This is a genomic window from Actinomadura sp. NPDC049382 (assembly GCF_040677125.1).
In the GTDB taxonomy this organism is placed as follows: domain Bacteria; phylum Actinomycetota; class Actinomycetes; order Streptosporangiales; family Streptosporangiaceae; genus Spirillospora; species Spirillospora geliboluensis.
In genome coordinates this window covers 1-11669 of record NZ_JBFARO010000189.1, presented here as the reverse complement: position 1 = coordinate 11669, position 11669 = coordinate 1, and the positions used below count along the sequence as shown (strand labels likewise).

At 66.9% G+C, this 11669-nt stretch carries 10 protein-coding genes and 1 tRNA gene; 3 read left to right on the top strand and 8 right to left on the bottom strand.

The annotated features are described in order from the left end of the window. The 3 genes from AB0K34_RS44085 to AB0K34_RS44075 all read right to left on the bottom strand — a co-directional run. Positions 1-766, bottom strand: a 766-nt coding sequence (locus AB0K34_RS44085) for a protein phosphatase 2C domain-containing protein (RefSeq protein WP_364554486.1), incomplete at its 3' end; no start/stop codon positions are given. Beyond that, complete coding sequence (locus tag AB0K34_RS44080; protein WP_138641507.1) at positions 763-1254, bottom strand: FHA domain-containing protein; 492 nt, start codon at positions 1252-1254, stop codon at positions 763-765. The genes AB0K34_RS44080 and AB0K34_RS44085, both read right to left, overlap by 4 nt. A gap of 11 nt (positions 1255-1265) precedes the next feature. Then, positions 1266-2021 (bottom strand): DUF3662 and FHA domain-containing protein, encoded by a 756-nt coding sequence (locus AB0K34_RS44075; RefSeq protein WP_067627928.1) that lies wholly within the window; start codon positions 2019-2021, stop codon positions 1266-1268. Between the two features lie 128 nt (positions 2022-2149). Here AB0K34_RS44075 and AB0K34_RS44070 point away from each other — a divergent pair. Further along, a tRNA-Leu gene (locus tag AB0K34_RS44070) sits at positions 2150-2232 on the top strand. A 193-nt stretch (positions 2233-2425) separates the two neighbouring features. On the opposite strand, the gene AB0K34_RS44065 is transcribed toward AB0K34_RS44070, so the two are convergent. Together AB0K34_RS44065 and AB0K34_RS44060 are read right to left on the bottom strand one after the other, a co-directional pair. Next, positions 2426-4243, bottom strand: coding sequence for a hypothetical protein (locus tag AB0K34_RS44065; RefSeq protein ID WP_364554484.1), 1818 nt, complete (start codon positions 4241-4243; stop codon positions 2426-2428). 2 nt (positions 4244-4245) lie between these two features. After that, positions 4246-5253, bottom strand: a complete 1008-nt coding sequence (locus AB0K34_RS44060) for a hypothetical protein (RefSeq protein WP_364554482.1) — start codon at positions 5251-5253, stop codon at positions 4246-4248. 94 nt (positions 5254-5347) lie between these two features. Here AB0K34_RS44060 and AB0K34_RS44055 point away from each other — a divergent pair, with 94 nt between their 5' ends. Further along, positions 5348-5689 carry a helix-turn-helix transcriptional regulator gene (locus AB0K34_RS44055; RefSeq protein WP_364554480.1) on the top strand — a complete coding sequence of 114 codons (342 nt, stop codon included), beginning with the start codon at positions 5348-5350 and terminating at the stop codon, positions 5687-5689. Positions 5690-5919: 230 nt separating this feature from the next. Here the strand turns inward: AB0K34_RS44055 and AB0K34_RS44050 are convergent, their stop codons facing one another. The 3 genes from AB0K34_RS44050 to AB0K34_RS44040 form a co-directional block, all read right to left on the bottom strand. Beyond that, on the bottom strand, positions 5920-6549 hold the full coding sequence (locus AB0K34_RS44050) for a hypothetical protein (RefSeq protein WP_364554478.1): 630 nt from the start codon (positions 6547-6549) through the stop codon (positions 5920-5922). 335 nt (positions 6550-6884) lie between these two features. Then, positions 6885-7838 carry a hypothetical protein gene (locus tag AB0K34_RS44045; RefSeq protein ID WP_364554476.1) on the bottom strand — a complete coding sequence of 318 codons (954 nt, stop codon included), beginning with the start codon at positions 7836-7838 and terminating at the stop codon, positions 6885-6887. 1781 nt (positions 7839-9619) lie between these two features. Further along, positions 9620-10678, bottom strand: coding sequence for a helix-turn-helix domain-containing protein (locus AB0K34_RS44040; RefSeq protein WP_364554474.1), 1059 nt, complete (start codon positions 10676-10678; stop codon positions 9620-9622). Here AB0K34_RS44040 and AB0K34_RS44035 point away from each other — a divergent pair. Then, the gene (locus tag AB0K34_RS44035) at positions 10604-11548 is read left to right on the top strand and encodes a CBASS oligonucleotide cyclase (protein ID WP_364554472.1); all 945 of its coding nucleotides are present in this window, start codon (positions 10604-10606) and stop codon (positions 11546-11548) included. The genes AB0K34_RS44040 and AB0K34_RS44035 overlap by 75 nt on opposite strands. The last annotated feature ends 121 nt before the right edge of the window (positions 11549-11669 follow it).

Sequence of the window (11669 nt, the reverse complement as noted above, 5' to 3'; positions counted from 1 at the left end):
CCGCCGCGATCAACTTCAACACCGTCTGGTCGGCGATCTTCGAGCCGGTGCCGACGTTCGCGTTCCTGGAGAAGTTCGGCCGGCAGGGCTGGTACCCCCGGTTCGCCAGGTCGATCAGCTGCCGGACGGCCTGCTCCGGGTCGTCCACGTCCGTCAGCACCTGGAAGATCGTCTCCGCCGTGACGACGCCCGACAGGCCGTCCGAGCACAGCAGGTACCGGTCGCCGACCACGGCCTCGCGCAGCGACAGGTCCGGATCGACCTCGCCGCGGCCGTCCAGCGCGCGCAGCAGCAGCGACCGCTGCGGGTGCGACGCCGCCTCGTCCGGGCTGATGCGGCCCTCGTCCACCAGCGACTGGACGAGCGTGTGGTCGTGCGTGATCTGGAACAGGCTGCCGTCGCGCAGCAGGTAGGCGCGGGAGTCCCCGATGTGCACCAGCGCGACCTGGTTGCCCGCCCACAGCATCGCCGTCAGCGTCGTCCCCATGCCCTGGAGGGCCGGGTCCGACTCGACGATGCGGTGCAGGTTGTCGTTCGCGGTCTTGACCGTGTGCTCGAGCGCGGCCAGCAGCTCCGTCGCCGGCAGGTTCTTGTCGAGCGCGCGCAGCGCCTCGATCGCCGCGGCGCTCGCGATCTCGCCGCCGACGTGCCCGCCCATGCCGTCGGCCACCGCCAGCAGGTGCGCGCCCGCGTACGCCGAGTCCTCGTTGCCCTCGCGCAGCATGCCGACGTCGGAGCGCGCGGCGTAGCGGATTCCCAGGGTCATTTGCGCAGCTCGATCACGGTCTTGCCGATACGGACCGGGACGCCGGGCGGCACCGGCATCGGCCGGCTCACCTTCGTGCGTCCGAGATACGTCCCATTGGTCGAGCCGAGATCTTCCACGATCCACTGACCGTCCTGCGCGAAAAGTCGGGCATGCCGGCTCGAAGCGTAGTCGTCGGTCACGACCAGAGTGGAGTCATTCGCCCGGCCGATGGTGATGGGCACCCCGGTGAGGTCGATGACCGTGCCGGCCCGCTCCCCCTGGACGACCACCAGCTTCGTCGGGGCGCCGTGCTGGGCGCTGCGCTGCTGCCGCGGCGGCTTCGGCGGCCGGGCGGACCTCGGGGGCTGGGACGGGCGCGCGGCCGCCTTCGACGCGGCCTTCGAGCCGAACAGGTCGGCCCTGATCACACCGACGGCCGCGATGACGAACAGCCACAGCACCGCGAGGAACGCCAGCTTGATCAGCGTGAGGGTGAATGGGGACATCGGAGTCGGGGTTACTCCCTATCGCGGCGGAACACAAGGGTTGTCCGGCCCATCGTCACCCGGGAGCCGTCCACCAGCGTGACCCGCCGGATCGGCTGCCCGTTCACGAACGAGCCGTTGGTCGACCCTAGATCCACGAGAGCGATTTCGGGACCTTCTACGCGGATCTCGGCATGGTGCCGGGACACGCCCGGATCGACGAGTCGCAGGTCGCAGTCCGTACCGCGACCCAGCAGAGTGACAGGCGTATTGATCTCATAGGTGCGCTGCGTCGTGTCCGAGCCCTCCACGGCCGTCGTCACCAGCAGCCGCGGATGCCCCCCGAAGACACCGCCCCGGCCGCCCTGCGGCACATCGCTCACCGGCCGGCGGATCTCCCCGCCCTCCACCGTCGAGCCCCGGATCACCCCCGACCGGATCCGGAACATTCCCGTGGCGAGATCGCCCGCATTCTCGAACCGCACCCGCACCGGCCCCACGAAGGAGTACCCCTGCTCCTTCGCGTACTCGCGCGCGAGGTTCGCCAGCTCCTGGCTCAGGCTGTCGGCGTACACCTGCAGCCGCTGCCCGTCCTGCTGAGAGATCTCCACGACGAAGTCGTTCGGCACGAGGGTGCGGCCCTGCGCCACGATCGCAGCCCTGTCGTCCATCTCGCGCTGCACAGCACTGGCCACCTCGACCGGCTGCAGCTCCGACTTGAACGCACGGGCGAAGGCCCCTTCGACCATGCCCTCCAGCCGTCGCTCGAAGCGCTGAATGACGCCCACGGGCACCTCCCTTCCCCACTGGTAGACGATCGTATCGGTGCGAAGGTTCGCTAGGAGTATCTGGATACCTAACCACTGCCCGGCACGTGCTAGCCTTTTCGAGCACCCGGAAACGGGACGGCACCCATGGGCGGGTGGCGGAACGGCAGACGCGCACGGTTCAGGTCCGTGTGTCCGAAAGGATGTGAGGGTTCAAATCCCTCCTCGCCCACTCGGGGGTACAGACGAAAGTCGTAGCCCCACAGTGACGAAACGACCCCGGAGCAGGCAAGCTCCGGGGTCTTCGTCGTTACGGAGGCCTGTCTCCTGTGACCGCAGGGACCGAAGGGGCGGACGCGCAGCAGAGCACCCCGGCCCTCGGGTCCGGTTTGTGGTGGTGTGCCGACGTCGTGGGCGCCGACGGCTCAGGCTGCCGGCGGGGTGATGTGCCCGGTGGGCGTCCAGCTGCCGCGTGGCTTGCGTGTCTTGTGCCGAGCGCGGCGGTGGGGTTTCCCGTCGGGGCCGGGGAGCGTGGCGAGCCAGGCGTTGATCTTGCGTTCGTTGGCATGTGCCAGTTGGAAGGCCAGCAGGAGGGTTTGGGCGGCGATACCGCGGATACGGCGGTTGCCGCCGTGCTCGATGCCTTCGTAGGCGTCGGCCTTGGCATAGCCGTTCATGCCTTCGACTGTGTTGCGGAGCCGCCCGTAGATGTCTTGCCATTCCGGGCTGCCGTAGGGACGTGGCTGCCAGTGCTTGGCGCCGTCCTCGATGTTGACGCTGATGCTGGTCTGCTCGCAGATCTTGGGCGGGCCAACGGGGCTGGGGAAGGGGTCGACCTCGCGCAGGCTGGGGTTGGTGCCGAGGCTGTCTTGCTTGAGCGGGCATTGGACACGGCCGGCTGTTGCGGGGCACATGTACCGCTGTCGGCCGTTGTCGATGGGCTTGCCCTTGGGGGCCAGGGCGAACTGGGCCCGTGCGTCGATACGGGCACGCCAGGTTTCCTGGTCGATCGCTTTGGGGTCGTCGGGGTTGCGGCGGTGGTCGATGGTGGCGTCGACGAGGTTGGTGGGCATCGAGGGGCAGTACCAGGTTCCTTCGATCTGGTTGGCGCCGTGGATGCTGTCGATCTTTCCGAGTTGGTCGATGCGGTAGTCGTAGGTGGGGCGGTAGCCGAGCTTGCGCAGAGGGACCTGCCAGTCCTCGGGCTTGGAGTTGTTGTAGGCGGCGTCGGCGGCGAGGTCTCCAGCGGGGTGCCCGCGGCGCCGGATGTCTTCGAGAACCGCGATGCCGTTGGGACCGGGACTGTGCCCGGGTTTATCGAGGATGAAGCCCACGGTGAGTGCGGGAAGCACTTCGGGGTCACCGCATCCGCCTGGCATGGGTCGCGGGTCACGGTGGGGATTGCGAGCGACGGCCAAAGTGGCGTCGTAACCCCACAGTGTTTTGCTCGTGGTCCGGCGGCGGCCGCGCGGTCGCGGCGCCGATGGCGTCAGGTCGGGGTCGCGGTGGTCGCCCTCACGGACGTAGTAGCCGGCGTCGGGGTCGGTGGAGGTGTAGTCCCTCTTGGCCGACACACCGCGGGCGAAGGTTTCGATCGGGGTCGCGTCCACGCCGACCGATCCGTCCCACAGAGTCGTCAGGTGCTGCTCGACGGAGGCCAGCGAAGCCTGCACGACGCGGTTGCTGATGCGGGTGAGAGCCTCCCGGTGCTCCTGCAACAGTTCGGGGTCGGCGCCGGCGAAGTAGGCCTTGACCTGGTTGAGAGTCAGGCGTTTGTTCTTGGGCAGTGGAGAGGGGTCCAGAGCTCTGACGATGGCACCGAACAGGCGACGGACAACCGCGTAGGCGGCCTCGAAGCCGGTGATGTTGTCGGGCCGCTCGGGCACTTTGAAGCGGTGTCGCCAGTCCTCTGGGATCGCCCAGTGCAGGATGTCGGTGACCTGGTTGAAGAACACGGCACCGTTGCCGTTGCGGCGCGAGCACAGCGTCATGCCGACCAGCAGGCCCTGAACGGTGCAGAGCCGGGGCCGCCCGGTCGTCTTGGCGATCATGGCTTGGAGTTCGTCGGCGATGCCGCACTTCTCGACGAACTCGGCAGCGCGGCGGACCCGCAGGTCGCTGAATTGGACGCGGTCTTCCCGGATGATTCCCCACCCGTGGTCTCGTGCGGGGTGCGCGGCATCGCCCAGTTCGTCGGGTCCGCTGCCCATGGGGCTGGGTGTGGGGCCGGTGGTGTCGGTCACTGTTACGGCTCCAGGCCCCGTAGTTGCCGCTCCGCCTCGGCAGGGTCGGTGCGGGCGGTGAAAGGCAGCAACGCGGACAGCATCTCCAGAGAGCCGCCGGCGGCACTGGCGATGACATCGAATCTGACCCGGCTGTCGATCAGGTCGACCAGCCAGGTGGCGCGCAGCCGGACGGGCTTGACCGGCGGCGCGTCGGGGGCTTTGCGGGCGCGGGACACAAGACTGCTGACCAGGCTGGTCTTGCGGTGCTCCACGGTCGGCAGGAACAGCCAGGTCGGCTGCCCCGACAGGTCGGCAGCCAGCTCGGCGAGCGGGGCCTCCCACGCTCGGCGGCACTTCACGTCCCGCTGGTGGAGTCCGCGGACCCGCACGGTGACGCCGCCGTTGCTCATCACGTGTACGTCGTGCGCCCGCACTCGGCAGATCTCCGCTGCCTCTAGGCCGCAGCCCAGCCCGAGGCAGAGCAGGACCTTGCAGGCTGCCTCACGACGTCTGGTGGGCTGATTGTGCGCCCAATACCACAGCTCCTTCTGCTCGACCGTCGTGTAGGGCCGGTAAAGGTTGGAATCCGAGAGCTTGATCAGTCTGCCGTGGCCATCACCGATGGTGCCGACGCGCAACTGCATCAGCCGCCGCCGGTAGCTGTCGCGGGTCGATGTGGTGGCACCGGGCAGGCCGTAGCGGATGAAGCGCTCGATCGTCTCGATCGACAGCCACTCGGCGGGGTTGGGCCTGGGGCGCGGGTCCGGCTGATCGGGCTGCGCGGTGTCTGGGCGCCGCATGCCGCGTTTCGCTTGGTGGGCTCTGCGGGCCTGCGTGGCCTCTTGAGCTCGTCTGGTGTTCTCCGCCTCGACGAACATTGCCACCTTGCTCAAAGCGCCCATCAGCTCCGAGACCTTCTGGGCGTTTGGCGGCTCGCATGCGGCGACCGTGGCGCCGACGAGTTTGGCGACCCGAGACCACTCGGGGTTGTGCCCCGCAGGCTTGTAGGCGTTGATCTTCTGCCGCATCAGCAGATACCAGGAGTAGACGCCCGGGGGTGGGAGCCCCTCCTCACTCACTGGCGGACCCCGATCCGGTCAAGGCACCGAAGGGAGCAGCGGCGTGGTACGTGATGACTCGCGTGCTCGGCGCCCCCGCGATTTCGTCGAGGCGGGCCGATGGCCGCACGCCGTTCTCGCCGAGCATCACGCAGCTGCGGTCGCCCAGTCGATCTCCCGGCGGCTCGCCGAGGCCATGCTGAAGCAGCGGGTGAGTGCTAACCGTCTGGCGAGCGCGAGCGGAGTGAACCGGCAGACGATCGCCAACGTACTGGCGGGGACGGTCTGGCCGGACCTCATGACGGTCGCCAATCTGGAGAAGAGCCTTGATTGGCGTCTTTGGCCGGTGCAGGGCGAGTTGCAGGCAGACGTGGGGGACCAGACCGACCCGCACGACCAGGCCTAGCAGAGCGAAGAGCATCGGGGCCTTTCCTGCCTCCTTCACGGGAGGCGGGCATGCAAAGGCCGACGGCAGGGCGAAATGCGCGAAACACGCCGCCGCACGAGTGTGCATGACGGTATGTTCGAAGGCGTGACGGTGCCGCCAGCAGATGGATGGGTTCGTCACCGGCCGTCGCCGAGTTGCGCCTCGGCGGCGGCCACTTGATTTGCGGCCGACGGGCCGCATGGTGCGGTCTACATCACCGTCTCCTGATGATTGCCGTTGGGATTGCTCGCGGGCTTGGGTACCGACGAGCCGTCGTTGAAGCGAAACCAGGCGTCGGGCGCCTTGACAAGTGCGCCCTTGCGCGCGAGCTGGTCGAGAAGGACCCGCAGGCTCTTCTGGTTCTCGATCTCCAGGGCCTCGGCGACATCCCGGACCTTCCACCAAGAGGCGGGATCCTGGCCGAGCAGGTTCAGGACTTGGACCCGACGAGGTGGAAGATGTGCGCCGGCAGGCGTCTCCTTCGAGGACTTCTGCCGGCTGCCGCCCGGCTCGGTCTCGCTGCCCGGCTCGGTCTCGCCGGCTGGCTCACTGCCGTTTGCTATTCCTTCATCTCCGACCGGCTGGGCCGACTGCAGGTGATCGTCATCAGGACCCGGATCCTGGCTGGAGCCCGGGTTGGAGGCCAGGGTTGGGGCCCAGGCGGGTTCGCCACCGAAGACTTGCATCCAGTTCTGCTGAGTCTCCACGAGCCGCTTGACGAACTTGATCTTCTTCTTGATCTCGGCCAGCCGTTGCTCAGTCTCGGCCTCCTCGGCCTGAAGGTCGATCAGGGCCTGTACTGGGTCGGCTGCCACCGCCTGGAAACCCCACTGGCTCATGGGGCAGAAACCTACCGTTTCCAGTGATCTCCAGGTGGGAAATTCGGCCGAGATGTCCCACAGAAGCGCCGCAAAGTATAACGACGCAGGTCACGGCCTGGTTTGCCTGTGTCGCGCCGTCCTTCGGGTCGATCCTCGCTGTCATCTGGTTACCTCCTCCGCGGTGCGGACATAGCGCCCGAAATTTTCGCGTGTGTCGTCGGCGGGCGACATCTTGGGTCTGTTTTGTTCCGGGATGGTGCATAATGTGATGAAAGTTCTGTGTGGACGGGTATCCGATACACGCACACCCTTGTCGGCGATGGAGGGAAACTTCTGTCGGGCCCGTGAGGCTGTCATGGCACATCTCGCAGCAGGCGGGCCGCCTCCGAGATCTCCACGGCACCGATGTGCGGCATGAGGCGGGACAGTCCGTGCAGGGTTTCCAGTCCCGCTGCGGCGACGATGACCTTGAGTGGCAGCCTGGCCTCGACCAACGACGCCAGCCAGGTGGCGCGGAGTCTGCTCGTCCTGAGCGCCGGAGTGCCCGCGGAGGGCTGGGCGCGGGACACGAAGTTGGTGACCAGATTGCCGCCCCGCCTGACGGCACGGGGTCGGAACAGGAAGCAGTCCGCGGTGTCCCCGCGGGTGGCCAGGCCGGCCAGGATCGACTCCCAGGGGCGCCGGCACACCACCAGACGGGAGCGCCTGCCGCGCACCGCGACCACCGTCGGCTGGTCGTGTCCGCCGTCGGCCGTTCCGCGGACGCTCACATCGCCCGCCCGCAATGGGATGATCTCACTGGATCCCAGGCCACACCCGAGCCCGAGACTGATCAGGGCCGCCAGACCGTCGCGGAGTTCGTCAGTGGGTTGGCCGCACGCCCAGGTCCACAAGGAGACCTGCTCAGCGCGGGTATAAGGGCAGGACGCCACGGACCCTGAGAGGCGCGCCGGGGCGCCCGTGGCGCAAACGCCTCCGAAGAGCGCCTCACGCAACCGCAGCAGCTTCGAGCGGTAGTTTGCCCGGGATGCCTCACCCAGGTGCGCGCATCCCACCAGGATGAAACGCTCAATGTACTCGCGGGTGAGCCACAAGTCGGCTCTTATCGGCTGCCCCTCGGCGTCGGCGAACAGCGCCAGTTGGGACAACACCACCATCAATTCGCCCGCAGAGTAGCGAGTGAACGGCAACGCGGTCGCCACGGCCAGGCGCACTTCACCGGCAACCCGCCGCCAGCCCGGCGGGTTCTCGGCGGGCGTGTAAGAAGCGACCACGGTCTCCGGTCCGCCGACCTGCTCTGTCACCATCTGCCCCCTTGCCGCTGAGACCCAGGAACCGGCGATGATCAGCGTTGCCTGACCGGCTGCCTGCTAATCCAATTGCAGGAAGGTATTGCGGGCTCTTTGTCGAACCGGCCGGAGGAGGTTCATTCGACTACGCCCTCACCAGGATGGTTCGATGCTTTTGCTGGTTATCGGAGTAATCGGAGGTATGGGGTTGTTATTTGTCGGCATGAAATGCGCGCGGATATGGCATGGTGTGTCGCCTTGCGGTGCCGGCGGGTACCCCAGGTGCGCGTCGCGGCGCCGAACCGCTTTCGCGCACCTCGCCCACCCCCACGCGGATTTCGCCGAGGGCGGGACGGCTGGATGCGTCGTTGCCCCCTGCGCCCGGTATCTCTTGAGTCAGCTCCATCTTCCCGGGGTACGCGGGTGCGGGCAGGCAAGGTCGGATGCTGCGGGGCTTCGCTTCCGCGCCGAGAGCGCCTCGGGAACGCAGGCCTCGGCCGTTCGGCTCACGTGCCCGTGATGTCCACGGTTTCGGGCCCGTCGGCAAATGTGAGCACGACACTGCTGTGCCATGCGGGGAGAGGCTGCATCCCTCACGCGGCCCGGGGGCGGAGCCGAGCCGGTGCCGGCGGCCGCCGTGGAGGGTACGTCGTCCAAGGCGTACGCGAGGTCGGGGACGGTGATGGCCGTGGGACTCACGGGGTGTGGCTCACACGCCGACCGCCGCACGGTGACCCGCTCGCAGGGGCGGAAGGCTTCCTGTCCTGACGCGCCGCTTCCTCGCCCGAGCGCTCCGGGCGCAGAAGAAAGCTAGACCCGCTGGTCCACGAGTGTGGGGCGGGTCCGCACCTAAAACATAACACGCTTGCCCCGGCGACCTGCGCAGACGACATCGGTCTCCGTCACGTGCCCGCGTGTCCCAGCCCGCCGTGCCAGAGTCCTTCAACCGCAGGCGGTTTCGCAGTCCCGGTCACTGAGCAACCCGCGAGCACCGCCCACCAACGACAGCACTCAGAACAGATCGAGCGCGTCCGGTTCGGCTGGCGCACAGCCCGGCCCCGGCCGAAGTAGGGCACGCGGTCGCCGAGATGGCTTCGACTGACTTACCGAGCCCGATGTCGTCCCCCAGCAACCCCCGCCCGACCCAACGCAAACTTGGCACCGAACACCTGGTAGCACCGCAGGGTCCGGTTCACTAACTGCCCATCGAGATCGAAGTTCTCGATCTGCTCGACGAGCGCGGGATCGACGCCCGGGATGAGGCTGCGTCGGATTGCGGTCTGCTCCTCCGCCGTTCCGTCCGAGGCGAGGAAGTCCTCCAGGGCCCTCCGAGGAGACGGTGCCATTGGTCCACCAGCCAGGAAGCGGAGACCCCTCTCTCCTGTTGCTCGCACGCCTGCTGGAATGCCTCCCGCAGTCGCCCGATCACCTCGAGCGTGTCCGGTGAGCTGGCGGACTCGCACGCCCCGCCGTAGGCCGAGCGGGCCGCGGCCCTCCTCGTGAGAGTGCTGACCGCCCAGCCGAGCCAGCTCGTCCACCGCTTGACGAACCGAGCGAGCTTCAACAGCTGCACAACGGCCGCGACGTGCGGCATGCCCAGCAGTGCTGCGAGCCCCGCCCACAGTTCGACCGAGCCGGCCAGTTGGAGATCGCCAGGGTCCAGGTGCGGGGATCGGCCGGTGGGCGTAGATCCTCGGCCCGCAGACGCTGTGCCTGGGAGATGCGTTCTCGCAACAGGGCGCGACCACGCGAGGTCACCCGACCATAGGTCGGTCATGTGCACCATCAGTTGGCAACGTTCACCCGGCGGGTCTGTGCGCCTGAAAGTCGACGGAGCTGAGCAGCCTGTGGCCCTCGCTCCACTTTAGCCGGCGCTCATGCTGCAGACGCCCGACGACGATCCCGGGGGCGATCCGCGCAAGGTCGGCAAACCTTTCGATGTTACTGAAAGGTTTCGGACGTTCACTGAGTTTCCGATACTGCTCCGCGTAAGTGGAGGGGATGAGTGTGTCGGCGGCGAATTTATTGGCTTCCTCCTCTTCGGAGGAGAAGTCGCCCTGGGCGGCCGGGTTGTCGTCAAGGAAGGTCAGTCGTTTTCCATGCAGAACGATATGCCCGACTTCATGGAAGAAGGCGAACCAGAATTGATCGATTCTCTTGAATCGGTCACTGAGTGCAAGCATGACCTTATCGGGAGTCAACCAACGGGTAGCGCCTGATAGATGTGTCTTTGGCATGGCGGGTTCGAAAACCACGGCAACACCCGCTTGTGCGCAAATTTTCGGGAGTTCGGCGAGCCAGTGCTTCGGTTCGGTCAGGGTAAGAGCGCGTAGTTGCGGGATGAGGGCCACGAGGGTCTCGCGACGGTAAGGCTCACACTCGACCTGTCGGGCGGAGCGCAGGGCGAGGCTGAGCCAGACCGCGGTAGCGTATTCGTCAGGCGTCTTTGTTGTGGACCGGCGGAAGGCAACCTTGTAGCTTCCCCAAACGTTCTCCGCCGCCTCTGGCGTGCCGACCCCCAGGAATTCTAGAAGAAGACGCAGGTTGTCGACAGTTTTGGCTCGGTTTGGAATGATGCCGCGTGCAACAAGTTCCCGCAGGGGGAATCTGTCCAGCCATGACAATTGCTGCTGCAGGATCTCGGTATCCTGCCGACGTTGTTCCTGGGTGCGCCAGTTCGCCTCCAAAGAATTCCACACATCGGCCGGGACATCCAGGACGCGCTCCAATAGGATCGCGGTCTCCGGCGTAAGGGGAGCGGTGCCCTGCGCGATCTGGTTGATGTGCTTGATAGAGATCCCTGCACGCCGCGCCAGATCGGCCTGGCTGATGCCCAGGAAATCCAGATTCTCCTTCAAAGTCTCCCCGGGCGGCTTTGCGCGCGTTACCTCGTAGGCGACAACCTGGAGATCACCCAGACCGAACAAGACCTAGCCAAGGCACGGCACGCAGCCATCCGCGACTTCGTCAAGAAGCACTGGCATCTGACCGACGATTTCCTGACCGGCAGCTACCGCCGTGACACCAAGACCAAAAAGCTCAAGGACATCGACATCTTCGTCGTCATCGACCTCGACGGTCCACAGGGCCCCTTCAGGGAGCAGGCACCGATTCAGGTGATCGACGCCTTGGAGACGCTGCTGCGCCGCAAGTGGCCTGACGCCCGCCGCGACGGCATGGCGGTCGTTATCCCCTACGGCCCCGACGACGAGGTCATGTCGATCGACGTGGTGCCGGCCTTCGCACGCCAAGGCGGCGGCTACTTCATCCCCAACCCCTCGGCTGGTAGTTGGTTGGCGACCAACCCCAAGCAGCACCATGAGCTCAGCATCGTCAAGAACGAGGAGTGCGGCGGCAAGTACGTGCCATTCGTCAAGATGATCAAGGGGATCAACCGGGAGTTGGGCGAGCCGGTGGCGCCCTCGTTCCTGCTGGAGGTCATGGCGCTGGAAATGAGCAAGCCGCCGTTCGGCCGCTACCAGGACGAGATCGTGATGTTCCTGGCCACCGCCGCCGAACGCATCTTTGACGTCTGGCCCGACCCTGCAGGCCTTGGCGGCGATGTCAACGCGGTCATGAACGCCACCCAGAAGCGGCTCGCCGCCGACGCGCTCACCCAGGCCCAAGCTATCGCCGAACGCGCGGTTGACCTGGCCGATGACGAGCAGGAGCGCGCCGCCTATGAGCAGTGGAAGAAGCTGTTCGGCGCCCGGATGACCAGGCCATGACCAGCCCGGGTACCCCGCCCCTGCCCGCCCACCACAGCGGCGGCGTGCACGGTGTGCCCACGCGGCCCATCCACGAGCGTCAACTCGAGGACGACATGCTGCGCCTGCAACGGGCGGCGTC